We start from the raw sequence: 23,923 nt of genomic DNA on the forward strand, positions 1-23,923 counted from the left end.
AATTTATTTGTGGTAATGATTATAATACTAGAATCAAAGGCTTACGCGCTTTGTTCTTCCTTCTCAGCAACAGCCTTAACTGCAAGCGCGAAGTTGCGCATTGGAGCTTGAAGTACGCTAAGCAGCATAGACAGCAAACCTTCACGGGAAGGAAGCTCAGCCAGTGCTTTCAGTTGGTCCGCATCGATGACACGGCCCTCCACAACGCCACCCTTAAGTTTCAGAGCATCGTTCTTTTTAGCGAAATCGTTCAGAATCTTAGCGGCTACTACTGCGTCTGTTTCGCTGAAAGCGATCGCTGTAGGACCAGTCAGAACGGCATCGAGTTCAGTCAGTTCAGCCGCAGCTGTTGCACGACGAACCAATGTGTTCTTCAGGACTTGAAAATCAACCCCAGCTTCACGAAGCTGCTTGCGCAGTTCAGTCACTTGGGCAACGTTCAATCCGCGGTAGTCCGCAACAACAGTAGAAACACTGTTCTGCAGTTTGCCGGTAACAACATCAACCGCGTCCTGTTTAGCTTGGATTACTTTTGCATTTGCCAATTGTATACACCTCCTGAAAAATTATGTTACGGCGATTGTTTCCGAAGAAACCACACCGTCCTACGCAGGCATTAGAAAAGCCTCCGCAGATTCACGAAGGCTTGATAAAACGATAGTGGTCCGGCAAGCGCCATACACTTCTTGTTTCTATCACAACACCTCGGTAGGGAATTAAGCCTCACGGCACCTACTGTCTACGGTAAGCATATTCAAGTTGAAGAATGATCACCTTAAAGTTCACAACTGTTACAGATTATCAAAGATGACCCAGAGAGTCAACCTTTATTTATCTGAAAGCAGCTGCATTCACACGAGCGCTTGGTCCCATAGTAGACGAAATTGCGATGCCTTTAAGATATACACCTTTGGCAGCAGCTGGTTTCGCACGGTTCAGAGCATCGATCAGGGATTTAAGGTTTTCGTTCAGTTGTTCAGCATTAAAAGACACTTTGCCGATAGGCGCGTGAATTTGGCCTGCTTTATCGAGACGGTATTCGATTTTACCGGCTTTAATTTCTTGAACAGCCTTAGTAACATCGAAAGTAACTGTGCCGGCTTTAGGGTTAGGCATGAGACCTTTACCACCAAGCAAACGACCAAGTTTACCGACTTCACTCATCATATCAGGTGTAGCTACGCAGACGTCGAATTCAAACCAGCCCTGTTGGATCTTGTTGATCATATCCTGATCACCTACAAAATCCGCGCCAGCAGCTTCCGCTTCTTTCGCTTTTTCACCTTTTGCAAATACAAGCACGCGTTGTGTTTTGCCTGTGCCGTGTGGCAGGACAACAACACCACGTACTGCTTGGTCTTGTTTACGGGGGTCTACACCCAGACGAACTGCTGCTTCAACGGTTTCGTCGAATTTAGCAGTGGCTGCCTTTTTCACAAGCTCTACAGCTTCTGAAGGCTCGTAAGTCGCTTCGCTATTGATTAGCTTAGCAGATTCCTGGTATTTCTTACCATGTTTAGCCATGAAAATGTTCCTCCTTTGTGGTATTAGCGGAAATTCCTCCCACATATTACGGTCATGCAAGACCGGTTCATCGAAAACATATTAGTCTTCGATTGTAATCCCCATACTGCGGGCAGTACCTTCAACCATACGCATTGCAGCTTCGATAGATGCAGCGTTCAGGTCGGGCATTTTTGTTTCAGCGATTTCACGAACCGCTGCGCGGCCCAGCTTCGCTACTTTTTTCTTGTTTGGTTCACCGGATCCTTTTTCTACTTTCGCAGCAATGCGAAGCAGAACAGCAGCCGGAGGAGTTTTGGTGATGAAGGTAAAGGAACGGTCTTCAAATACTGTAATTTCAACCGGAATGATCAAGCCAGCCTGGTCGGCAGTACGAGCGTTGAATTCCTTACAGAATGCCATGATGTTGACACCTGCTTGACCTAACGCCGGACCTACTGGAGGCGCTGGATTCGCTTTCCCTGCAGGAATCTGCAGTTTCACCATTTTAATAACTTTTTTAGCCATGAGTGACACCTCCTTGCAAAAATAGTGGTATTCGAACACTAAATAGCGTTCTCCCACAAGAAACCCTTGCGACTGTTATATTTTCTCCACTTGAGTGAAATCCAACTCCAGCGGGGTTTCCCGTCCAAACATGTTGACATGCACTTTGATCTTGCTCTTGTCAGCCAAAATTTCTTCCACAGAGCCCACAAAATTCGCAAAGGGACCAACCATAATACGTACGGATTCCTTAATTTCGAAATCAATCTTCGCTTTAGGTTCAACCATGCCCATATGCTTCAGAATTTGTTCAACTTCTTCCGGAAGCAGAGCGGTAGGTTTGGACCCGGAACCTGTCGAACCAACAAATCCGGTAACGCCCGGCGTATTGCGGACTACATACCATGAATCATCAGTTTGAACCATTTCGACCAAAACATAACCAGGGTAAACTTTACGCATGACGGTTTTTTTCTTGCCGTCCTTGTTTACCAGTTCTTCTTCCATAGGAACAAGAACACGGAATATTTTGTCTTCCATGCCCATGGACTCAACGCGTTTTTCCAAATTGGCCTTAACCTTATTCTCATACCCGGAATAGGTATGAACAACATACCATCTTTTTTCCATACCAAGCCACCTGGGACCTCTCTAAATAATCCTTTCGATCACAGCGGAAATACCGATGTCCAGAACCCAGAAGTAAAGAGCGATTACTACAATTGTACCGAGAACGATCAATGTGTAGTTTTTCAATTCCTTACGGCTAGGCCAGCGAACTTTTTTGAGTTCACTCCAGCTCTCAGTGAAAAAGGAAAACAAAGACTTGAAACTACGTTTCACGCCGACTACACCTCCAAAGACTATCTGGTTTCGCGATGAGGAGTTTGCTCGTTACAGAACTTGCAAAATTTCTTCATCTCCAAGCGGTCGGGGTGATTTCGCTTGTTTTTGGTTGTCGCATAGTTTCTTTGTTTGCAACTTGTACAAGCCAAAGTGATAATTACCCGCATGATGTGCACCTCCCGAAGACGTCCCTCTAACTATGAAATTAGAAGACGCAAATATTGATCCTAAAAAAAGCCGCGAATTTAGGCCTACCTAAAACACTTTAGCATAATGTCAACCTCTGTGTCAACGAAAGATTTCCCCCATCGCGTTGGGTAATTTCGGGTGCTGAAGCCTTATTGCGTACGTAGTCTCTGGCCTTACCTTTTCACGCCAAATCACTGTCCATCCTGTAAGATCAGAATCCATAATTGCATGAACCCTCTTCAGATCCTCCAGGAGAATCTGCCGTTATAGCCCGCCGATAAAACGAAGGTCTTCTTTTTTTGGGATTGACTTATCCATTACTACCTATCATTATGGAGCATTTGCACTGTCTATAAACCTGCTGTCGACGGCAACGGACTATAATCTCGTGTCAATTCAATTGAACAATCTCAAAACACTAAAAAAAGACTCGATGTCCGAGCCTTTCCTGTACATTGTATCATCAATTGTCACGCACTTCCAGATATCTTTCCAATTTCCGTTTCACTCGCTGCAAAGCATTGTCAATCGACTTCACATGACGCTTCAAATCCTCAGCAATCTCCTGATAGGACCGTCCGTCCAGATAGAGCATTAGAACCTTACGTTCCAGATCACTCAGAATCTCGGCCATCTTATCTTCCAGACCAATGAACTCTTCCTGGTTAATAATCAATTCTTCCGGATCAAGCACCTGTGTTCCACAAATGACATCCATCAGTGTCCGGTCTGAATCCTCATCGTAGATTGGCTTGTCCAATGAGACATAGGAATTGAGCGGAATATGCTTCTGACGGGTAGCTGTCTTAATTGCGGTAATAATCTGACGGGTGATGCAGAGCTCGGCAAACGCCTTGAATGAAGAAAGCTTGTCGCCCTTGAAATCACGAATCGCCTTGTATAGGCCTATCATGCCTTCTTGTACGATATCTTCACGGTCTGCCCCAATCAGAAAATATGAACGGGCTTTGGCACGGACAAAATTGCGGTACTTGTTAATTAAATGCTCCAATGCGCCACTGTCGCCACCACGGAAGATCTCGACAATTTCTTCATCGCTTATGAAATCATACTCGGATAGCATTATTTCCTTGAGGTCGACACTCACCAAGAATCCCCCCGGCTGCAACGCAAGACACATCGTTACTTCGCGAAATATAGGATCAGTATATATTATGTTACCTTACACCGTCAACCGCAGATTGTCCAAAATCAATCTTCAATAACATATTATGGTATTTTACGCGAAAACGCTTCAATCTCCGTCCCTCTACTGACGGCGCCAGTCCTCCAGCCGTTTGCGAACTTCAGGCGGCAGCTTTTCTTCCAGTGAATGCCTGTTGGAACTGATGCTCCCGGGCTCGATGGCCTTCTTAACCTGTTTCTGGTTTTCTTCGATTTCCAGCCGCAGCTCACGGGCTGATATCCGTAGCGCTCCTTGCGCAAAGATGACATGCTGCTCCACAAAATCGCTGGTCGCCACATAAATCTGCCGTCTGCGGTGATTGAACTCACCGACCAGCCGTTCAATGCATTCATCTGCCGTTTCTTTTTCCTTGGTGAAGAACACCTGGACTTTCCCCTGCACAAAGGATTTACCCAGTCCCGGCACACGGTACGCATCAAAAACGGCTATGACACGCAGCCCGGAAAACGCCTGATATTCAGCCAGCATATCCAGCAGCCGGTCGCGCGCTCCCTGCATTCCTATAAGTGACAATGCGGCAAGATCAGGCCAGCCGCCAATCATATTGTAGCCATCCACAAGAAGAATATCGCGCCAGTCGGCCATATCTATCCTTGCTGATGCCGGCGGCGAAGCACCTCGTACATAATAACGCCTGCGGCAACTGAAGCATTTAGCGAATTGATCTTCCCGGCCATCGGCAACTTCAGCAGCACATCGCATTTCTCCCGGATCAGGCGGCCCATTCCTTTATTCTCATTCCCGATTACCACGGCTACCGGACCTGTAAATATATCAGAAGCATACAGATTCTGATCCGTATCCACATCGGTTCCAACCACCCAGACCCCAAGCTCCTTGAGGCGGTCAATGGTCTGTCCGAGGTTGGTTACGCGTGCGACTGGTACATATTCAACAGCTCCTGCAGAAGTTTTGGACACCGTCGCCGTGATTTGTGCGGACCGCCGTTTTGGCACAATAACTCCGTGCACACCGGTGCAGTCGGCTGTTCTTAGGATGGAGCCCAGATTATGCGGATCCTCAATTTCATCAAGCAGAATCAGAAACGGCGGTTCTCCCTTAGCTTCTGCCGCTGCCAAAATATCCGCAACCTCTGCATAGGCAAAGGGTGCCGCTTGTGCTACTACCCCTTGGTGCTGTACTCCAGGTGCAAGCTGGTCCAGCTTTCTTTTATCCACATGTTGGATCACTATTCCCGCTTTACGCGCTTCAGCAATAATAGGTGCTGTTAAGTGCTTTTGCGCTGTTTCGGCGATCCATATCTTATTGAGTGTACGACCGGCACGAAGCGCTTCAAGCACTGAATGCTTGCCCGCCAATATTTCCTCTTCTGTTCTTAATTCTTCCATGTTCATGCCTCCTGTTCTAATATCTATACCCTTATAGCCTTACTTAGGCCGGTTCATCATATACTGTATACTGCTGTCAACGAGTTCTTGGATTCGGGCTTGCTGGCCTGTGTAATACAAATGACCGATTAGGCACTCAAAGGCAGTAGCATGCCGGTATTCCAGCACATCTGCATTTTTGGGAATGGTTCCGGATTTGGCATTCCGTCCTTGCCGGGCAACATCCTTCTCTTCATCTGTAAGCATCGGCTCCAGATAAGTAAGGATTGTGCTCTGCGCTTTGGCCGAGACCAGTCCGGTCGCAGTACGATGCAAATGGTTCGGACGCAGATTCGGCAGCGAGATCAAATACTGGCGAACCGCCACTTCATAGATAGCATCACCAGCATACGCCAGAACCAGCGGAGAGAGAAGTCGGACCGGCTTGGAGGGCTCATAGGGAAACCAGGCACTCTCCAGATTAAATGGTCCGCTCATTTCCGCCGCCACCGCATTCCTTGTGGAGTATCCTCAAGCAGAATGCCCATTGCATTCAGCTCATCACGGATCTCATCGGAGCGTCCCCAGTTCTTGTTCTTTCGTGCTTCGGCACGTTCAGCGATCAGTCTTTCTACTTCTTCTCCAGCGACCTCTTCCTCAATCTCCGGGGTCAGGCGCAGCACACCATTCATTTCGGCAAAAGCTTGCAGCAGCGCAGCGAAGTCCGCAGACAACGCTTCTGAATTTGCAAGCGTATTGTTCGCAAGACTTACCCAGTCAAACATAGCAGTAATGGCATCAGGAGTGTTAAAGTCATCCTGCATCTTGGCATGGAAGTTGCCTACAATGGCAGCCAACCGTTCTGTCATCTGCCCGCTTGCCTGGCCTTTGGCCCCTTCTGGATCAAGCTCAAGCCGGTGCTTCACATTACTCTCCGCAAATGCGATACGCTCAGCGCTTTTTTCTGCGGACAGCATGGATTCTTCAGTAAAATTCAGCGGATTGCGGTAATGGGTTGAAAGCATGAAATAACGGATCGTCCCTGCCTTGAAGCGCTGGCGGATATCCTTCACCAGCAAACCGTTGCCGAGCGATTTCGACATTTTTTCATCACCGATGTTAATGAACCCGTTGTGCATCCAGTAGTTAGATAGCGGCTTGCCGCTCAACGCTTCTGTCTGAGCGCATTCGCACTCATGGTGCGGGAACTGCAGATCCTGTCCGCCGCCATGAATATCAATCGTGTCGCCAAGAAACTCACGGGCCATGGCCGAGCATTCGATATGCCAACCAGGACGTCCGTCTCCCCATGGGCTGCTCCAATGGATTTCTCCTGGCTTCGCTGCTTTCCAGAGGACAAAATCCTCGGGTTTTTCTTTACGCGAGTCTACTTCCACCCGAATACCGAAGTGCAGTTCCTCCAAGTTCTGGCGGGACAGCTTGCCGTAATTGGTAAATTTGGATGTACGGTAATAGACGTCACCGCCATTTTCATAGGCATAGCCCTTCTCTTCGAGCTCCTTAATGAACTCAATGATCAACTCCATGCTCTGCGTGACCCGGGGATTCATAGTCGCTGGTTTTACACTAAGCCCTGCAAGGTCCTCCCAATAGGCATTGATAAAGATTTCCGCAACCTCAGCTACTGTAGTGTTCATCTCCTCGGCCTTGCGAATCAGCTTGTCGTCGACATCTGTGAAGTTGGTCACATAATTGACTTCATACCCTATCTGTTCCAGATAGTTCCGGACCGTATCAAAAACAATTACGGGTCTGGCATTTCCGATATGCATATAGCCGTAGACGGTTGGACCGCATACGTACATCTTCACCCTGCCTGATTCCTGCGGGACAAATTGTTCCTTGCTGCGCGTCATTGTGTTGTAGATTTGCAATGCCATGTTTGTTCCCAATCCTTTCTGTTTGACCCCGGATTCTACCGAATTCCGGTATGCTTAAATTTCATAATCACCGATATACTGCTGGCTTTCTATGCGGCGCTGCTCTTGTTTCTGTTTGTCCTCTGTACCTAGCTTTTCTCTGATCTCTTCGATCTCTTTCTGTAAAAAACGCAGGGAATCGATCAGTGGATCCGGCATTTGGGTGTGGTTGAGCCTGTCAGATACCCGTTCGCCATTTCGTTTGACCACCCGTCCAGGATTACCCACAACTGTACTGTTGCTTGGCACTTCACGGAGAACAACCGAATTGGAACCGATATTGCAATTATCGCCGATCCGGAACGATCCCAGTACTTTCGCGCCGGAGCCAATCACAACATTGTTGCCTACGGTCGGATGACGCTTCCCTTTTTCTTTACCCGTTCCCCCGAGAGTAACTCCCTGATAGATAATCACATCATCCCCGATTTCGCAGGTTTCCCCGATCACAATACCCATTCCATGGTCAATAAACAGGCGGTTACCGATCGTTGCCCCTGGATGGATTTCAACACCGGTCATAAATCTGCTGATCTGGGAAACGAGGCGTGCAAGAGTAAACCAGCGCCGTTTATATAAAGAGTGGGCTACCCGGTGTGCCCAAATGGCATGAAGTCCGGCGTAGGTGAAGACAACCTCAAACCAGCTGCGGGCTGCGGGATCGTTGTCGAATACTGCCCGAATGTCCGACTTGATATGCTTAAACATCACGGTTCCCCTCTTCTTTGACTTCCCCGCCTCCTGTTTACAGGTACGCATAAGGAAGGTATTGTCTACAACCCACATTCTCTCTCTATTCATAAATTTCAACAAAAAACGCCCCTGCAGCATAAAGCTGCAGAGACGTTTAACCGTGGTCCCACTCTGCTTGGACTTCGCATGATTCACCGGATTCACATTTCAAAGCCAGTAATTGCTATTGTCCCTCTTGGCGTCTGTAACGGCAACGTTCCCGGCACGGTCTAACATCCCATTGCAGGAACGCTCAACCGAGCAGCTCACAGGCGCATATTCAGCGGCAGACAAATGAATAACTCCCAGCCTGCAAAGGGAAAATCCCTTAGCGGTTATTCTCTCTGGTAATTGCCCTTGTACGCATACTTTTCCTGATCCCAGCTATTATCATATACTTCTATCTTAGCTAAAAGACAACGGACTGACAAGGGGTTCATCTTCCGGTTATTCCTTTTTAAGCCCCTTCGATCTGCGATTTCAGACGTTCGATGACCCGGCTACGGCCCAGCAGAACTATCGTTATATTCAAATCACGCCCATGTGTTTGTCCGGTTAAAGCGACACGGATCGGCATGAACAGCGCTTTGCCTTTATGTCCCGTCTCTTTCTGTACTTCTTTAATCAGGACGGCCATGTTGCTGGCAGTAAAGTCGTCAGTAGCTTCCACCTTATTCAGGAAAGCGGACAGGACTTCAGGAACCTGGCTTTCGGCCAGAATCTGGGCAGCTTCTGTTTCAAGCTCCACATGACTGCGGAAAAACAGCTCGGACAGCTCCACGATGTTCGATGCAGAAGTCATCTGCTCTTGATACAGAGCAACCAGACTTTCCGCCCAGGCCTGCTGTTCCTCACCAAGCGTTTCCGGCAATCTTCCGGCTTTTTGCAAATGTGGAATAGCCAGAGCCGCGATACGCTTTGGATCCGCGTGCTTGATGTAGTGGTTATTCAAATGCGACAGTTTGTTGGTATCGAATACGGCTGGACTCTTGGATAGACGGTTTGCCGTGAAGATGGAGATCAGCTCATCTTTGCTGAAAATCTCCTCTTCGCCCTCCGGTGACCAACCGAGCATTGCGATAAAATTGAACAGTGCCTCAGGTAAATAGCCCAGCTGATCGTACTGCTCAATGAACTGAATAATGGATTCGTTGCGTTTGCTCAGTTTCTTGTGGTCATCACCGACAATCAGGGTCATGTGTCCAAACAGCGGCGCTTCCCAGCCCAGGGCTTCATAAATCATCAATTGACGCGGTGTATTCGAGATATGGTCTTCCCCGCGTAATACATGAGTGATTTCCATCAGATGATCATCCACAGCCACAGCGAAGTTATAGGTTGGTATTCCATCCTTCTTCACAATGACAAAGTCGCCCATTTCCTTGGTATTAAAAGAAATGCTGCCCTTAACGATATCATCAAAGGTATAAATGCGGTCTTCAGGCACACGGAAACGGATACTTGCTATACGTCCTTCTGCTTCATAGGCCTGGCGCTGCTCTACAGTCAAATTCCTGTGTTTGCCGGAATAACGTGGAGTCTCGCCTCTAGCGGTCTGCTCTTCACGTTCCGCTTCCAGCTCTTCTTCTGTGCAGTAGCAGCGGTATGCAAGACCACGGTCCAGCAGGTCCTGCCAGTATATGCGGTACAGATCCAAACGTTCTGTTTGGCGATAAGGACCATATTCACCGCCGACATCGACACTCTCATCCCAATCCATTCCCAGCCATTTCAAATATTTGAGCTGGCTTTCTTCCCCTTCAGCAATATTACGCTTTACGTCCGTATCTTCGATCCGGATAATGAATTTGCCGCCCAGATTACGGGCGAACAAATAATTGAATAACGCCGTTCTGGCATTTCCGATATGTAAATGTCCCGTAGGGCTTGGTGCGTAACGCACCCGGACTTGACCCGTCATGTCATTCCCTCCGCTTCATAATGGTTAAAATTAGGCTGCAAACAGCCATCTCAAGATGATATCACATCTTGGAGCAGACAGACAATAGATTGTGCTGCAATCCCTTCTCCACGCCCGGTAAAGCCAAGTTGTTCGGTAGTAGTTGCTTTGACATTCACCTTCGATGTCTCAGCTCCCAGTGCCTTAGCGATAACCTCAATCATTTGCGGGATATAAGGTGCCATCTTAGGCTTTTGGGCAATAATAGTAGAATCAATATTCCCAAGCTTATAACCGCGTTCACGGGCAAGCGCCCATACATGCTCCAGCAGCTTCAGACTATCCGCATCCTTAAAGGCCGGGTCCGTATCGGGAAAATGTCTGCCGATATCGCCAAGTCCCAAGGCTCCCAGAATAGCGTCGCTCACTGCATGCAGTAGCACATCAGCGTCAGAGTGCCCAAGCAGTCCCTTTTCATAAGGAATAGTGACACCGCCAATAATGCACGGCCTGCCTTCCACCAGCTGGTGTACATCAAAACCTTGTCCTACAGCAATCATGTTTGTACCTCTCCCCTGTTTCTTTGTGTAAATTCAGCGAAATCCAGATCCTCCGGTGTGGTGATCTTAATGTTTGCGTAGCTTCCTTCCACTACGGCAACCGGAATACCGCTGCGCTCCGCGAGACTCGAATCATCGGTGCCGAGAAATCCGTCCCGCTCTGCCGACTCATACGCCATAATCAGTTCGGACAGACGAAAAGTCTGCGGGGTCTGAATCGCCCACAGACTTCGCCGATCGGGTGTGGACAGCACTTTGCCCTCCCCGTCCACCTGCTTGATCGTATCTTTTACGGGTACAGCAAGCACTGAGGCACCGATCTCTTTGGCATACTCGTAACAGGCAGTAATTTCTTCCTCCTGCACAAATGGACGGACACCGTCATGAACCATTACCCAGGTGGTCCCCAGTTTTCTCAGACCCAAATGAACAGAATGCTGGCGTTCGGAGCCTCCTGTCACTACAGATGACACTTTGTCAAGCTTGTAGGCCTTTACCCACTCCCGGCAGCGATCCACATCCTCTTGGCCCGTAACCAGTACGATTTCAGAGATGAGCGGATGCCGTTGAAACACCTCCAGGGTATGAACGATAATCGGTTTCCCCTGCAGCAGCAAATATTGCTTGCTCTCCGCAGTCCCCATTCTTGTTCCTCTGCCCGCCGCGACAATCACGGCACCTACACTGTTTGACATTCTGCCCTTCTCCTGCCCTTCACGTATACCCCCATCATAACGTGTTTGGCGGCTATTTCCAACCCATTGGAGAAGCTTTCACTGCTCTGAAACCGTTTATTGCGCTTTTTCCATCAGCTTCGGCTTGGCAAAGATCATGCGTCCCGCCGAAGTCTGCAGCACACTAGTTACCAGAACCTCCATCGTTGTACCGATGTATTCGCGGCCGCCCTCGACCACAATCATTGTTCCGTCATCAAGATAGGCAACCCCTTGTCCATGCTCCTTGCCATCTTTAATAACCTGGACTATGATCTCTTCACCAGGCAGGACCACCGGCTTCACCGCATTGGCCAGATCATTGATATTGAGAACCGACACGCCTTGCAGCTCACACACCTTGTTAAGGTTAAAGTCATTGGTTACTACCTTGCCCCGCAGCACTTTAGCCAGTTTGACCAGTTTACTGTCCACTTCGGAGATTTCTTCAAAATCACCTTCGTAGATCAGCACCTTCACATCCAGCTCTTTTTGGATTTTGTTGAGGATATCCAATCCGCGACGTCCGCGGTTGCGTTTCAGCAGATCCGATGAATCGGCAATATGCTGAAGCTCCTCCAGAACAAATTCCGGGATTACGATGGTTCCTTCAATGAAACCCGTCTTGCAGATATCCGCGATCCGTCCGTCTATAATGACACTTGTATCCAGAATCTTATGCTCTTCCAAGCCGCGGCCTTCCGGTTCTGCAGCCTGTCCCCAGCGCCCGATTGTCCATAGAGAGGCCAACTCTTCTTTCTTTTCCAGCCCGACCCGGAGACCCATGTACCCAAACGTAAGCGTTGCAGCGACCTGCAGCAGCTCTCCTGCCTTTCCAAGCCAAACCATGGCAGGATATAGCAGCAGGGACAAGAGAAGGCCTCCCGTAAGCCCAGCAGCGCCTGCAGCCAATTCATTCATGGGGATGCGCGAACAATACAATACCGCCTCCCGCAGTTTAGAACCTCCCCATTCCGCGCATAAAGTCCCCGCAAACAAAAAAATAATGGCTCCCAGCACTGCAAACAAAATGCTTCCCTGCACAGGCAAGCTATTCCCCAGTTTTCCCATTCCCTCCGGGAATCCTCTTTCTGCCGCATGGTATAATGTATACCCTGACCAGGCTCCGCAAAGTGCGGCAAGCATCAAAATCATTTTTTTCCACATTACCTCTGGCACCTCCTTATTATTCATCCTAAAATGATCTATACATCACCAGTATGTTCCAATTTTTAGGACGGTAATCCGGGGGATCGTTATTTTTTCTGACACTGAACAATATCGTTGCTGCAAAGGCAACCGTAAACTTCTAATACTGGTTGAAAACAGGGGAAGGACTGACATATAATGAACTCAATTACGAACCCAGGGGTGAATGGAAAATGAGCGCACCAAGTTTACAGGCCTTCCAGGATCAAGTCTCCGAACTGCTGCTCCGTCACCGTAGTCTTCTGGATGTAATGTCCAAGAACGGGCAGAGCAGCGCTTCCGTCAATCGTGCAGTCGTCAAAGCCATTACCGAATGCGGCTGTATTCAGCTGCACGCAAAGAAACAGATATTTGAGCCTGGTCTAGGGCTTGAACAAGCCAAGGAGCTTGCAGGAACCCATCTTGAAGGCGAACTGTGCGAGAACTGCCGTGAGGTGGTTGCGTCGGAGCTGGGCCGTGAGCTGTTCTATATGTCTGCTCTCTGCAATTTGCTTAACATTAATATGGACGAGGTTGTAGAAAAGGAGTCACAGAAATGTGCTACTCTGGGATTGTTTAACTTCTCCTGAATAGCCTGAAGCGCTCTTTCCATCCGTCAGATCGGCAAAAAGGCTTCGCCATCCACTGATTCCAGGGAATGGCAAAGCCTCTTTTCCTTACATATATAATTATTAAAATCCTATAGTTCTCTTGAGCATGTTAGTCCCGCAGCAACTTATTATCCATTTTTGGAGTGATATATTTTATCTTCTGAACGCCGTCTACGACGGTGACGGCGACGAGCCGTCAGCCGGTCGATATTTTGTTTAAAACCATACAATGCATACAATGCAAGAAGTACAAAGATTAGCTTGGCGATTTGCTCGGGAAAAATCACGGCAACCGCAACAGCTATAACAATCACAACAGGGGCGCCAACAACCGCCTTTTTGGGCAGGCCCACTTTTTTAAAATTCGGATATTTAACCGTGCTGACCATAAGATAAGACAGCAGCAGCGTAACTACAATCATAAATGGGGCCGATACATCCTTATGAAAAAGCGCTAGTGTAGCCAGCACCCCTCCCGCAGCCGGAATCGGCAACCCGACAAAATATCCAGGGATACCGGGACGGACATTAAAACGGGCCAAACGAAGCGCACCGAATACCGGGAAAATCGCCGTTACGGTCCAGCCTAATGCAGAATTCAAATCCTGCAGGCTAGTGATGTACATGATCAGCGCCGGCGCAACTCCAAAGGAAACGACATCGGATAATGAGTCCAGCTCCTTGCCAAATTCACTTTCGCATTTCAGCGCCCGTGCAACACGACCATCCAACCCGTCTAACAGCATAGCGATAATCACCATGATAGCGGCCATGCTCAGTTTACCGTCAAACGCCATCATGATACCAAACATTCCAAGCATTAAGTTACCGATGGTAAACAAACTCGGAATTGATTTTTGTATCATTTCTTCACCTCTATTTTCCTACTATTGAGCAACAACGTCTCCAATATTACGTGATTGTATGTTATTTACATTTGCCTGTCAATAAGAACTTGTTTCTGCAGCCGTTTGAGTCCGTCCTGAATATTACGGGCACGCACTTCGCCGATACCGTCCACCTCATCCAATTCTGCAATGCTCGCCGTCATCAGGTTAGGCAGCATTTCAAACCTTTCCACCAGATTGTGTATGATCACATTAGGCAGTCTTGGGATTTTGTTCAGCAAGCGGTAGCCCCGCGGCGTTACCACTTCCTCCGAAGCAATCGCCGTAGATGAATATCCCAGTAATCGGGCAATATGGTTGTCATCCATCAGATCGTCGTCGCTGGTTCGCTTGAGTCCGGAGATGATTTCGCGGATTTTGTCCTCCTGTTCCTCTCTTGCATAGTCTCTGTACAGAAGCCATGCTTCTTCCTCTGTATTTCCAACCAGTTCTTCCATTTGCATACTGATCAGGCGTCCTTCATTGCCGAGCTCGTTGATATAGCGTTTGATTTCCATCTTGATCCGAAGCACCATCTCCACGCGTTGGATGACTCCAACCACCTCAGCGACAGTGACAATCCCTTCATACTCGGAAGCAGACAGATTGGTCAAACTCTGTGTTAGCACTGCTCTGTACTTCTCCAGAGTTTGGATCGCCTGATTGGCCTTGGCCAGGATCGAACCGATTTCTTTGAGCGCATACCGGATGGAGCCTTGGTACAGTGTGATTATATTGCGGCGTTGGGAAATGGAAACCACCAGCTTGCCGGTTTGCTTGGCAACACGCTCTGCTGTACGGTGCCGGATTCCTGTCTCGATTGAGGAGATGGAGGAATCTGGAATCAGTTGCGTATTTGCGTACAGAATCCGTTTCAAATCCTCGCTTAAAATAATCGCACCGTCCATTTTGGCCAGCTCATACAAGTAATTGGGTGAAAAATCACAGTTGATCGAAAAGCCGCCATCGACAACTTCCATCACTTCAGGGCTATATCCGACAACAATGAGCGCTCCTGTCTTTGCCCGCAGCACATTTTCCAGACCTTCCCGGAAAGGTGTTCCCGGTGCCGCCATTCTGAGCAGATCGTTCATATTTTCTAATTCCTTTGTCATTCTGTGCCCCCTAATCTAACGCGACCGCTAGTGCATCTGCTACGGTGCTGACGCCAATAATCTGGATATCCTGCGGATGCTTCCAGCCCTTCATGCTTTTCTCGGGCATAATGACTCTCCGGAACCCAAGCTTGGCTGCCTCTTTCACACGCGTTTCCGCACGTGAGACCCCTCTTACTTCTCCCGTAAGTCCAACTTCACCAAAAAAAACATCATAAGGCTTAGTTGAAATATCCCGGAAGCTGGAGGCGATACTAATGGCAACTGCCAAATCAATAGCCGGCTCATCCAACTTTACCCCACCAGCCACATTCAAGTAAGCATCCTGGTTTTGCAAAAACATCCCCATCCGCTTCTCCAGAACGGCAATGATCAGAGCCATCCGTTGATGGTCCATACCTGTACACATCCGCCGTGGAGAAGGGAAGTGGGTAGCTGCTACAAGTGCCTGAAGCTCAACAAGCACAGGCCGGGTTCCCTCCATGCTGGCTACAACCGCTGACCCAGCAACTCCGAGCGGACGCTCCGACAAGAACAGCTCAGAAGGATTCTCCACTTCAGTAAGCCCGATTTCTCCCATTTCAAAAATCCCGATCTCATTTGTGGATCCAAACCGGTTCTTGACTGCACGCAGCAAACGGTACGTATGATGACGCTCCCCTTCAAAATAGAGAACACAATCGACCATATGCTCCAGCATGCGTGGCCCTGCAATTGCCCCTTCTTTCGTTACATGTCCTACAAGGACCGTAGCAATCCCGCGAATTTTGGCGATCCGCATGAATCTTGTCGTACATTCCCGAACCTGTGTCACACTGCCGGGTGCGCTTGTTACCTCAGGCATAAATACAGTCTGAATAGAGTCAATGACCAGGAACTGGGGCTGAATCTGCTCAATCGCTTCTTCAATGCTCTCCATATTAGTCTCACACAGCACATAAAGCTCTGCAGAAAGCGCCCCAAGGCGATCCGCACGAAGCTTTGTTTGCCGGACCGATTCTTCTCCTGAAATGTACAGCACCCGTAATCCCTGGGTTGTCAGCGCATGCGAAGTCTGCAGCAGGAGCGTCGACTTACCAATCCCCGGATCTCCACCTACCAGCACCAGAGAACCGGGAACAATCCCTCCCCCCAGCACACGGTTAAGCTCTCCAATGCCTGTCAGGATACGCGGCTCTTTGTCACTTTCTATATTTATGATCGATTGCGCCTTTTCTTTACTTTGAAAAATCGGTGCATTCATGCCTTGTGTTTTGACTACAATTTCTGTCTCTTCCACCATGGAGTTCCAAGCCTGGCAGCCGGGACATTTCCCGAACCATTTTGGCGATTCATAGCCGCATTCGGTACAAAAAAATTTAGTTTTTGGTTTTGCCATGTGCTCTCCTATCCGTCCGAACTTGCTAAAATTGCGGATAAATTTCTCTTACTCAAAGTTTACCATTTCTGCACACTGAACGGAAGGTCACTTAAGATCTACTTTTGAATCCTACTTCATTAACCTGCCTGAATGATTGCTTAATTAAACATCGAGGTACCTTTACGCAAAAAAGCCCCCACTTCTCCATACGGAGAAGTGGAAGCTTTGTTTCAACCAAGTAAAGGTTATTCTGTTCCAACCTCATTTTCCTGTGTAACAGCAATCGGAGTTTCCACTTTTGTTACTATAAGTTCACCATTAACTTCATCAATGTTAAGGGAATCCCCTTTTTGAATGTTGCCCTTTAGCAGTTCCTCGGAGAGACGGTCTTCGATGTGCTTCTGAATCGCCCGACGTAGCGGACGCGCACCGAAGGCTGGATCATATCCCTCTTTGGCCAGGAATGCTTTAGCTCCATCTGTGAGCACAAAGTCCACATCATACTCACGCAGCCGCTTGCGCAATTCCTCGGACATAAGCGTAACAATTTCGGCAATGTGTTTTTCATCCAGGGAGTGGAAGACGATGATTTCGTCAATACGGTTCAGGAACTCAGGGCGGAAGCTCTTCTTCAGCTCTTCCATAACTTTACCCTTCATGTTGGTGTAATCCGCTCCGGCATCCTGTACAGCCGTAAAGCCAAGTGTCGAGTTCTTCTTGATCGCCTGCGCTCCGACATTGGAGGTGAGGATGATCAGTGTGTTGCGGAAATCGACGACACGACCTTTCGAATCGGTCAGACGGCCGTCTTCCAGCACCTGCAGCAGAATGTTGAATACTTCCGGATGAGCTTTTTCAATTTCGTCCAAAAGCACAACAGAATATGGTTTGCGGCGAACCTTCTCGGTCAATTGCCCGCCTTCTTCGTAGCCCACATACCCTGGAGGCGCTCCGACCAAACGGGAAGTGGAATGCTTCTCCATATACTCTGACATGTCGATACGGATTACCGCATTCTCGTCACCGAACATGGCTTCAGCAAGTGCACGCGCCAGCTCGGTTTTACCAACCCCTGTTGGTCCCAGGAAGATAAACGAACCCATTGGACGTTTTGGGTCTTTGAGGCCTGCACGCGCCCGGCGGAGTGCCCGGCTGACTGCCTTCACGGCTTCATCCTGACCAATGACACGTTCATGGAGCAGAGCCTCCATGTTGAGCAGACGGTCAGTCTCTTCTTCCTTCAGCTTGCTGACAGGGATACCTGTCCAGCTGGCTACCACCTGAGCAATATCCTCTGGTGTAACCTGAGAATCAGTCCGGCCTTGTTTTTCTTTCCACTGGTTCTTGGTGGTATCCAATTCCTCACGGATTTTTTGCTCTGTATCACGCAGTGCAGCAGCCTTTTCGAACTCTTGGCTCTGTACAGCAGAATCCTTCTCCTTGCGGATATCATCCAGACGCATTTCAAGTTCCTTGAGATTTGGCGGGATCGTGTAAGAGTTGAGTCTTACCTTGGAGCCTGCTTCATCAATCAGGTCAATCGCTTTATCCGGCAGGAAACGATCCGGAATGTAACGGTCTGACAGCTTCACAGCTTCCACGATAGCTTCATCTGTGATCTTCACCCGGTGATGGGCCTCATAGCGGTCACGAAGACCGTATAGAATTTGGACAGCTTCTTCCGGAGACGGCTGATCCACTGTAATAGGCTGGAACCGGCGCTCAAGAGCTGCGTCTTTCTCGATATATTTGCGGTATTCGTCCAGTGTGGTGGCACCAATGCACTGCAGTTCTCCACGGGCTAGAGCAGGCTTCAGGATGTTGGAAGCATCAATCGCACCTTCCGCACCTCCAGCACCAATCAGGGTATGCAGCTCATCGATAAAGAGTACAATGTTACCCGCTTGACGAATCTCATCCATAATTTTTTTGAGGCGGTCTTCGAACTCACCGCGGTATTTCGTACCGGCAACCACTGAACCCATATCCAGAGTCATTACGCGCTTGTCACGCAGGGTCTCCGGAATTTCATTGTTGATGATCTTTTGCGCCAAACCTTCGGCAATTGCTGTTTTACCTACCCCAGGTTCACCGATCAGGACCGGATTATTTTTGGTGCGGCGGCTAAGCACTTGAATCACGCGCTCAATTTCCTTGCTGCGGCCAATGACAGGATCCAGATTGCCGTCTTTGGCATAAGCGGTCAGATCGCGGGCCAGACCATCCAGCGTAGGCGTGCTGACATTGGCTGGAGCACCGCTATGGCTCGAAGTAGCTTCACTGCTGCCCAGAAGCTGTAGAACCTGCTGGCGGGCCTTATTCAGGCTGATTCCAAGGTTATTGAGTACACGGGCGGCTACACCCTCGCCTTCGCGGATAAGCCCGAGCAGGATATGCTCTGTTCCCACATAAGTGTGGCCCAGTTTACGAGCTTCATCCATCGACAGCTCGATAACCTTTTTGGCACGAGGAGTATAAGCAATGTTTGTAGGCTGCTCTTGTCCCCGGCCGATCAGTGTTTCCACTTCGTCCTGAATTTTTTCAAGACCTAGACCCAAACCGATCAAAGCCTTAGCGGCAATGCCGTCTCCTTCACGAATCAGGCCGAGCAAAATATGTTCTGTCCCAATGTTATTGTGTCCCAAACGAACGGCTTCTTCCTGCGCCAGCGCAAGCACCTTTTGTGCGCGTTCCGTAAATCTTCCAAACATCATATCCCCTGCACCTCCACGGATAATAAATATCTATAATTAATGTTGTGATCCCAGTGTCTCCCGGAGCAGCTTCGCCCGGTACATATCGAGTTCGGTGGCTGTAAGCTCGTCGCCGAACATTTTTTGCAGAAAACCCGGCTGTGTCTTTACATTCAGCTCGTTGAGGACTGAAATCGACGGTCCTTCCAAAATACCAAGATCAACTCCAAGCCTTAGATCGGAGAGCCTTTGTGCAGACTCTTTTAGCTCCATTACCGCCGCGTACGATAAAATCCCGTAAGAACGTTTGATTCTGTCTGTAATCCGCAAAGCGGAATCTACCAACAGCCGTTCCCGCGCGTTGCGCTCATGCTCAATAATCTGGGTAACTACGCCATGGAGATTCTCGATAATTTCACTTTCTGTCTGGCCAAGCGTGATCTGGTTGGAGATCTGAAAGATATTCCCTACCGCTTCACTGCCTTCACCATAAATCCCTCTTACCGTGAGTCCTACCTGATTGACAGCGGATAAAATCCTGTTGATCTGGTGGGTCATCACAAGTGCGGGCAAGTGGACCATAACCGATGCGCGAAGCCCTGTACCCACATTTGTAGGACAACTGGTCAAATACCCTCTTCGATCATCAAAGGCGTAATTGACTGAGCCTTCAAAGATATCATCAATGGCTGTCGCCCTTACCCAAGCCTCTCTGACCTGCAGACCGGGGAACAGACACTGAATGCGCAAATGGTCTTCTTCGTTGATCATAATACTGACCGACTCGTCCTCATTCAGGATGACTGCGCCACCCCGTGACTCGTTAGCGAGGTTAGGGCTAATGAGATGCTTTTCCACAAGCACCTTTTTGTCCAGCTCATCCAGCTCATCCAGTTTCAAGAGTTGAAAGTTGCCGAAATCCGCAGCTGCTTCTCCTTGGAAAACAGGAGCGAGCTGATCCAGCACCTCTTCCGACTGCTCTGCCGAAGCCAGCAAAGGGAAGGGCAGATGCTCCAGGTTGCGGGCGATCCGCATCCGGCTGCTGATGACGATCTCGGAATGGCTGCCACCGCAGCGCATCCAGTCACTAAGGGCTTGTTCGGTAAACCGGAGACTTGACATGTCGTATCCCCCCTATATATCAAAGACTTTACTCTTGTGGCATTTCTTTTTCAAGCTGGCGGATCTGATCCCTCAGCTCAGCTGCGGTTTCAAATTCCTCCTGTGCGATACTATGCAGCAGTTCCTGCTTCAGTTCATCAATCTGGCGTTTACACATGATCTTTGCTCCGGCACGTTTCGGCAGCTTACCCACATGAGCGGTGCTGCCATGAACCCGTCTGAAGAGCGGGTCCAGCGTACTGTCAAAATATTTATAACAGGAGCTGCAGCCAAAACGACCAAGCTTGCTGAACTGGGAGTAAGTCATTCCGCAATTTTCACATTTCAGACTCTGTACGGTCTGGGCAGCTGCATTTTTCCCCTTGCCTGCTCCTTCCAGATCCAGAAGACCAGACAGCAGACTGTGAATGGAGAATCCTCCAGAAGTTCCAGGAATGAGCTCCCCTTTCTCCCGCGCGCAGCTTTCACATATATGAAACTCCGTCTTCTCTCCGTTCACAATCTTTGTGAAATGGAGTGTTGCCGGTTTGACCCCGCATTCCTGGCAAAGCATAAGCGGTGTCCCTCCTTAAGATTTGACCATTATTTGCCCAATAAAGAGATAAGCATAGCCTTCATTAGCTTGGCACGAATCTCATCCCGGTACGGCAGATTAACCGTCAGGCATTCCCGGGAAACAGCAGCGCGCAATAGGCACGCTTCACGCTTGGTTAGAAACCGGGCCTCCTCCAGCTGATAAATCAGTCCTTCGGCGGAATTTTGATCGATATCTTTTCCGATTGTAGAATTGAGATGTGCGTACAGGGCGACATTCTGGGGCAGCTCAAAACGCTGAATCCGGATGTATCCACCACCGCCACGTTTGCTCTCGACTACATAACCCTTTTCCAAAGTAAAGCGTGTACTAATGACATAATTGATCTGAGACGGCACGCATGAGAACTGGTCCGCCAGGTCATTGCGCTGAATTTCCACCGTACCTTCGGGACTTTCATGCAAAATATTCTTCAGATATTGTTCGATAATATCAGAGATATTACGCATCACTCATCCTCCAGTGTTCAAAGCTTATAGTGCAACTGACTGTACATCCGTCCGGCAATGATCTCTATAGAACTTAACCCATGAACAGAGACACGAATCGAAACTACATTCATACCTCAGTACTTAGAGTGCAATACAGCATCATTCCGGAGATATACTAAAAAAGCCATTAATGAAGAGCCTGCCACCATTGTCTCTACTTCCTTCAATAAATTGAATTCGAGCTGCGTTGACTTTGACTTTCTTTGACTTTTTTCATATTATAACACATTCTCACTGAATTCCAAGTGGTTGCTTTTATTTTTTACGTTTTAGGGCAATTGTATTCTAACCATTGTGAATAAACCAAGGTTTTGAATAGTGATTTCGATTGACTTTCATTTGGCAAAAAACTCCCCCAGCTTCATTATGAAGACGGGAGAGTCTTAAATTACAGGATTAGAAAAAATCAAACAATGCCGTTTTCGCCTGCGGGATGACCTTTTCCAGCCATTCCAATTCTGCTGGGTTTGCTTTTAGCTGCCCGTATCTGGCCAGTTCTCCCGGCCGCTTGTACCCTAACAGCAGAACAGTAAGCGTACCTATGGTGCAATTCAGTTCAGCAGAGGCCTTTTCCCCTTCCAAGCAACTTAACGTTGCTGCCCCGTCCTCGGATACAGTCCATAACCACAAGCCATTGTTCCAAGGTGCATGCTCATCTTCAATATACAGAGTTCTACTCTCAAGGTTGTTAACGGGTCGGAAGTTGAAGTTCTCCACGAACCTTTGTGCATTCACAATCCGCCCCATAAAGTATGGATAATTTTCCTGTGGAATGCGCGGGTCCGGAAGCAAATACGGGAGAATATCGTCAGAAGGTACTTGCTTGAGAGAAGCTCCAGTTATCATTGAATCGTGGTTGGCAAGAAATGTCCACAAGCCCTGACGCGCCACTTCGTTCAAGTAAATAAATTCATCAATGATCAGTTCATTATTGATTAGTTTATACAGCACATATCCTTCTGGCTCACCAAGTTTCGAGTAAAAAACACAGTGGTGTATTTGGTCATCCAATACACTCCGCTTCCACCAGTCCGCATCACGCTGCAGAGTGCCGTTATATTCAGCGGCAAATCTACTGTAGAGTTCCTCCAATGTATCAAGACCTGCGGAATCACGCTTTACAGTCCCCTGAATTTCAGTTTTCCTTGGAAACTTATCCACTGGTATGGAGTATTTTTTATACTCACAATAGACCTCCCAGCCAAACTTCCGGTAAAAAGGAATCAAAAACGGATGCAAAAAGGACAATGTCTGACCTGCCTCATTCATTGTTTGCAGCGTATGGGATAAAAGCTTGGCTACAAGCCCCTGTCTGCGGTTCTCCGGCCATGTAGAAACCCCGCCTATCCCGCCCATAGGAACGGCCCTGCCTTGTATGTAGACCTGAAGCGGAAGCAATGTCAATTGTGCTCCAAGCACTTCATCTTCGAAGACCCCCCATACTCTTTCTGGCTTAAATTTCAGCTTCTCTTCAGCCCGCTCTTCACCCGCAACCTTATATTTAAAAGCATATTCGGACAAGCTTAGACTTGCTTCAAACTCCTCGGATTTCAATTGCCTGATTTCCACTTCCGCTCACCTCATCATTGTTAGTAATGCACTCTATGAGAGTATAACAAGCAAAAGGCTCTGTTGCTAATCATCTCGAGAAAAAGGCCCCCACTAAAAGTTATCCACAGAAAAAAACTGAACTAATTCATATTTTTTTTAATTAATTATCCTGCAAAATAGTTATCCACTATTTCCATATACTTGTCCACATAATCCACTTTTTATCCACAAAAACCGTGGATTATCCGGCTTTTACCTTGACTCATCCACAGAATTATGTATTTGCACCTCAGGAATCCTGGAAACAACGCTCTCTGCAATTGTATCCACATGTGTGTAAGTTTTCTGGACTTACTGAAAATTATCCACAGCTTTTCCACAGCCGTGCACAACGCAAAAAAGCCACTGTTAATAACTCAACAGTGGTCTTATCTGCTTGGCAACGTCCTACTCTCCCAGGACCCTTCGGTCCAAGTACCATCGGCGCTGGAGGGCTTAACGGTCGTGTTCGGGATGGGTACGCGTGGAACCCCTCCGCTATCGCCACCAAACGGGCATTTACAGCGTAAATGCTTCAGGAACCTTTATTCCTGAAAACTGAATCCGAAACGAATCTGCGTTTTATGATTTGGATAAGCCCTCGACCGATTAGTATTGGTCAGCTCCATGCATTGCTGCACTTCCACCTCCAACCTATCTACCTCGTCGTCTTCAAGGGGTCTTACATACTGGGAAATCTCATCTTGAGGGGGGCTTCACGCTTAGATGCTTTCAGCGCTTATCCCGTCCGTACGTAGCTACTCAGCCATGCTCCTGGCGGAACAACTGATGCACCAGCGGTACGTCCATCCCGGTCCTCTCGTACTAAGGACAGCTCCTCTCAAA

The 23,923-nt window shown here is 48.4% G+C and carries 25 protein-coding genes, 2 rRNA genes and 1 other annotated feature; of the genes, 1 reads left to right on the forward strand and 26 read right to left on the reverse strand.

Going from position 1 to position 23,923, the window contains the following annotated elements:
• Nucleotides 1-41: 41 nt before the first annotated feature.
• The 16 genes from rplJ to A3844_RS20410 form a co-directional block, all read right to left on the reverse strand.
• Nucleotides 42-545, reverse strand: coding sequence for a 50S ribosomal protein L10 (rplJ, locus tag A3844_RS20335; RefSeq protein ID WP_074086517.1), 504 nt, complete (start codon nucleotides 543-545; stop codon nucleotides 42-44).
• 64 nt (nucleotides 546-609) lie between these two features.
• Nucleotides 610-763, reverse strand: a sequence feature (ribosomal protein L10 leader region).
• A gap of 68 nt (nucleotides 764-831) precedes the next feature.
• Nucleotides 832-1,524: a 50S ribosomal protein L1 gene (rplA, locus tag A3844_RS20340; RefSeq protein ID WP_074086516.1), complete on the reverse strand. Its 693-nt coding sequence runs from the start codon at nucleotides 1,522-1,524 to the stop codon at nucleotides 832-834.
• An 81-nt stretch (nucleotides 1,525-1,605) separates the two neighbouring features.
• Nucleotides 1,606-2,031, reverse strand: coding sequence for a 50S ribosomal protein L11 (rplK, locus tag A3844_RS20345; protein WP_020427083.1), 426 nt, complete (start codon nucleotides 2,029-2,031; stop codon nucleotides 1,606-1,608).
• Between the two features lie 75 nt (nucleotides 2,032-2,106).
• Entirely contained in the window at nucleotides 2,107-2,640 is a 534-nt protein-coding gene (gene nusG / locus A3844_RS20350; RefSeq protein ID WP_020427084.1) for a transcription termination/antitermination protein NusG, read from the reverse strand.
• Nucleotides 2,641-2,661: 21 nt separating this feature from the next.
• Nucleotides 2,662-2,853: a preprotein translocase subunit SecE gene (secE, locus tag A3844_RS20355; protein ID WP_019908206.1), complete on the reverse strand. Its 192-nt coding sequence runs from the start codon at nucleotides 2,851-2,853 to the stop codon at nucleotides 2,662-2,664.
• 20 nt (nucleotides 2,854-2,873) lie between these two features.
• Nucleotides 2,874-3,023, reverse strand: a complete 150-nt coding sequence (gene rpmG, locus A3844_RS20360; protein ID WP_074086515.1) for a 50S ribosomal protein L33 — start codon at nucleotides 3,021-3,023, stop codon at nucleotides 2,874-2,876.
• Nucleotides 3,024-3,508: 485 nt separating this feature from the next.
• Nucleotides 3,509-4,153, reverse strand: coding sequence for an RNA polymerase sporulation sigma factor SigH (gene sigH, locus A3844_RS20365; RefSeq protein ID WP_019908203.1), 645 nt, complete (start codon nucleotides 4,151-4,153; stop codon nucleotides 3,509-3,511).
• Nucleotides 4,154-4,315: 162 nt separating this feature from the next.
• Entirely contained in the window at nucleotides 4,316-4,837 is a 522-nt protein-coding gene (locus A3844_RS20370) for an NYN domain-containing protein (protein ID WP_074086514.1), read from the reverse strand.
• Between the two features lie 2 nt (nucleotides 4,838-4,839).
• Nucleotides 4,840-5,601, reverse strand: a complete 762-nt coding sequence (gene rlmB, locus A3844_RS20375; RefSeq protein WP_074086513.1) for a 23S rRNA (guanosine(2251)-2'-O)-methyltransferase RlmB — start codon at nucleotides 5,599-5,601, stop codon at nucleotides 4,840-4,842.
• A gap of 39 nt (nucleotides 5,602-5,640) precedes the next feature.
• Entirely contained in the window at nucleotides 5,641-6,078 is a 438-nt protein-coding gene (locus tag A3844_RS20380) for a Mini-ribonuclease 3 (RefSeq protein ID WP_074086512.1), read from the reverse strand.
• Nucleotides 6,075-7,481, reverse strand: a complete 1,407-nt coding sequence (gene cysS / locus A3844_RS20385; protein ID WP_074102294.1) for a cysteine--tRNA ligase — start codon at nucleotides 7,479-7,481, stop codon at nucleotides 6,075-6,077. Before cysS ends, A3844_RS20380 begins: the two co-directional genes overlap by 4 nt.
• Before the next feature lie 54 nt (nucleotides 7,482-7,535).
• Entirely contained in the window at nucleotides 7,536-8,228 is a 693-nt protein-coding gene (gene cysE / locus A3844_RS20390; RefSeq protein ID WP_074102297.1) for a serine O-acetyltransferase, read from the reverse strand.
• 481 nt (nucleotides 8,229-8,709) lie between these two features.
• Nucleotides 8,710-10,173 (reverse strand): glutamate--tRNA ligase, encoded by a 1,464-nt coding sequence (gltX, locus tag A3844_RS20395; RefSeq protein ID WP_074108333.1) that lies wholly within the window; start codon nucleotides 10,171-10,173, stop codon nucleotides 8,710-8,712.
• A gap of 50 nt (nucleotides 10,174-10,223) precedes the next feature.
• A complete protein-coding gene (gene ispF / locus A3844_RS20400) occupies nucleotides 10,224-10,712 on the reverse strand; it encodes a 2-C-methyl-D-erythritol 2,4-cyclodiphosphate synthase (RefSeq protein WP_074086509.1) in 489 nt (162 codons plus the stop codon).
• The gene (gene ispD / locus A3844_RS20405) at nucleotides 10,709-11,407 is read right to left on the reverse strand and encodes a 2-C-methyl-D-erythritol 4-phosphate cytidylyltransferase (RefSeq protein ID WP_074086508.1); all 699 of its coding nucleotides are present in this window, start codon (nucleotides 11,405-11,407) and stop codon (nucleotides 10,709-10,711) included. The genes ispF and ispD overlap by 4 nt, the downstream gene beginning before the upstream one ends.
• A gap of 96 nt (nucleotides 11,408-11,503) precedes the next feature.
• A complete protein-coding gene (locus A3844_RS20410) occupies nucleotides 11,504-12,592 on the reverse strand; it encodes a PIN/TRAM domain-containing protein (protein ID WP_074086507.1) in 1,089 nt (362 codons plus the stop codon).
• A 215-nt stretch (nucleotides 12,593-12,807) separates the two neighbouring features.
• On the opposite strand from A3844_RS20410, the gene A3844_RS20415 reads away from it, so the two are divergent.
• Nucleotides 12,808-13,203, forward strand: a complete 396-nt coding sequence (locus tag A3844_RS20415) for a nucleoside triphosphate pyrophosphohydrolase family protein (protein ID WP_074086506.1) — start codon at nucleotides 12,808-12,810, stop codon at nucleotides 13,201-13,203.
• Nucleotides 13,204-13,352: 149 nt separating this feature from the next.
• Here the strand turns inward: A3844_RS20415 and pssA are convergent, their stop codons facing one another.
• From pssA to A3844_RS20465, 10 genes are all read right to left on the reverse strand, one after another.
• Nucleotides 13,353-14,090 (reverse strand): CDP-diacylglycerol--serine O-phosphatidyltransferase, encoded by a 738-nt coding sequence (gene pssA, locus A3844_RS20420; protein ID WP_074086505.1) that lies wholly within the window; start codon nucleotides 14,088-14,090, stop codon nucleotides 13,353-13,355.
• Between the two features lie 65 nt (nucleotides 14,091-14,155).
• Nucleotides 14,156-15,226, reverse strand: a complete 1,071-nt coding sequence (gene disA / locus A3844_RS20425; protein WP_074086504.1) for a DNA integrity scanning diadenylate cyclase DisA — start codon at nucleotides 15,224-15,226, stop codon at nucleotides 14,156-14,158.
• Between the two features lie 10 nt (nucleotides 15,227-15,236).
• The gene (gene radA, locus A3844_RS20430) at nucleotides 15,237-16,604 is read right to left on the reverse strand and encodes a DNA repair protein RadA (protein WP_074086503.1); all 1,368 of its coding nucleotides are present in this window, start codon (nucleotides 16,602-16,604) and stop codon (nucleotides 15,237-15,239) included.
• Between the two features lie 227 nt (nucleotides 16,605-16,831).
• Complete coding sequence (gene clpC / locus A3844_RS20435) at nucleotides 16,832-19,300, reverse strand: ATP-dependent protease ATP-binding subunit ClpC (RefSeq protein ID WP_074086502.1); 2,469 nt, start codon at nucleotides 19,298-19,300, stop codon at nucleotides 16,832-16,834.
• A gap of 36 nt (nucleotides 19,301-19,336) precedes the next feature.
• Nucleotides 19,337-20,401: a protein-arginine kinase McsB gene (gene mcsB / locus A3844_RS20440; protein WP_074086501.1), complete on the reverse strand. Its 1,065-nt coding sequence runs from the start codon at nucleotides 20,399-20,401 to the stop codon at nucleotides 19,337-19,339.
• A gap of 28 nt (nucleotides 20,402-20,429) precedes the next feature.
• Nucleotides 20,430-20,954, reverse strand: a complete 525-nt coding sequence (gene mcsA, locus A3844_RS20445; protein WP_074086500.1) for a protein-arginine kinase activator protein McsA — start codon at nucleotides 20,952-20,954, stop codon at nucleotides 20,430-20,432.
• A 29-nt stretch (nucleotides 20,955-20,983) separates the two neighbouring features.
• Nucleotides 20,984-21,445, reverse strand: a complete 462-nt coding sequence (locus A3844_RS20450) for a CtsR family transcriptional regulator (RefSeq protein WP_025707278.1) — start codon at nucleotides 21,443-21,445, stop codon at nucleotides 20,984-20,986.
• A 438-nt stretch (nucleotides 21,446-21,883) separates the two neighbouring features.
• Entirely contained in the window at nucleotides 21,884-23,056 is a 1,173-nt protein-coding gene (locus A3844_RS20455; RefSeq protein WP_074086499.1) for a GNAT family N-acetyltransferase, read from the reverse strand.
• Nucleotides 23,057-23,472: 416 nt separating this feature from the next.
• A 5S ribosomal RNA gene (gene rrf, locus A3844_RS20460) occupies nucleotides 23,473-23,589 on the reverse strand.
• Nucleotides 23,590-23,666: 77 nt separating this feature from the next.
• Nucleotides 23,667-23,923 (reverse strand): 23S ribosomal RNA (locus tag A3844_RS20465); the annotation flags it as partial.

It is taken from the genome of Paenibacillus helianthi (assembly GCF_001909055.1).
Lineage (GTDB): Bacteria > Bacillota > Bacilli > Paenibacillales > Paenibacillaceae > Paenibacillus_AQ > Paenibacillus_AQ helianthi.

Coding starts and splice junctions, on each gene's coding strand:
- clpC (WP_074086502.1), bottom strand. CDS start 19,300: ATGATGTTTGGAAGATTTACGGAACGCGCACAAAAGGTGCTTGCGCTG.
- mcsB (WP_074086501.1), bottom strand. CDS start 20,401: ATGTCAAGTCTCCGGTTTACCGAACAAGCCCTTAGTGACTGGATGCGC.
- A3844_RS20450 (WP_025707278.1), bottom strand. CDS start 21,445: ATGCGTAATATCTCTGATATTATCGAACAATATCTGAAGAATATTTTG.
- disA (WP_074086504.1), bottom strand. CDS start 15,226: ATGACAAAGGAATTAGAAAATATGAACGATCTGCTCAGAATGGCGGCA.
- rpmG (WP_074086515.1), bottom strand. CDS start 3,023: ATGCGGGTAATTATCACTTTGGCTTGTACAAGTTGCAAACAAAGAAAC.
- ispF (WP_074086509.1), bottom strand. CDS start 10,712: ATGATTGCTGTAGGACAAGGTTTTGATGTACACCAGCTGGTGGAAGGC.
- A3844_RS20370 (WP_074086514.1), bottom strand. CDS start 4,837: ATGGCCGACTGGCGCGATATTCTTCTTGTGGATGGCTACAATATGATT.
- nusG (WP_020427084.1), bottom strand. CDS start 2,640: ATGGAAAAAAGATGGTATGTTGTTCATACCTATTCCGGGTATGAGAAT.
- cysE (WP_074102297.1), bottom strand. CDS start 8,228: ATGTTTAAGCATATCAAGTCGGACATTCGGGCAGTATTCGACAACGAT.
- gltX (WP_074108333.1), bottom strand. CDS start 10,173: ATGACGGGTCAAGTCCGGGTGCGTTACGCACCAAGCCCTACGGGACAT.
- rplA (WP_074086516.1), bottom strand. CDS start 1,524: ATGGCTAAACATGGTAAGAAATACCAGGAATCTGCTAAGCTAATCAAT.
- rlmB (WP_074086513.1), bottom strand. CDS start 5,601: ATGGAAGAATTAAGAACAGAAGAGGAAATATTGGCGGGCAAGCATTCA.
- radA (WP_074086503.1), bottom strand. CDS start 16,604: ATGGCAAAACCAAAAACTAAATTTTTTTGTACCGAATGCGGCTATGAA.
- A3844_RS20415 (WP_074086506.1), top strand. CDS start 12,808: ATGAGCGCACCAAGTTTACAGGCCTTCCAGGATCAAGTCTCCGAACTG.
- mcsA (WP_074086500.1), bottom strand. CDS start 20,954: ATGCTTTGCCAGGAATGCGGGGTCAAACCGGCAACACTCCATTTCACA.
- A3844_RS20380 (WP_074086512.1), bottom strand. CDS start 6,078: ATGAGCGGACCATTTAATCTGGAGAGTGCCTGGTTTCCCTATGAGCCC.
- ispD (WP_074086508.1), bottom strand. CDS start 11,407: ATGTCAAACAGTGTAGGTGCCGTGATTGTCGCGGCGGGCAGAGGAACA.
- rplK (WP_020427083.1), bottom strand. CDS start 2,031: ATGGCTAAAAAAGTTATTAAAATGGTGAAACTGCAGATTCCTGCAGGG.
- pssA (WP_074086505.1), bottom strand. CDS start 14,090: ATGATACAAAAATCAATTCCGAGTTTGTTTACCATCGGTAACTTAATG.
- A3844_RS20410 (WP_074086507.1), bottom strand. CDS start 12,592: ATGTGGAAAAAAATGATTTTGATGCTTGCCGCACTTTGCGGAGCCTGG.
- cysS (WP_074102294.1), bottom strand. CDS start 7,481: ATGGCATTGCAAATCTACAACACAATGACGCGCAGCAAGGAACAATTT.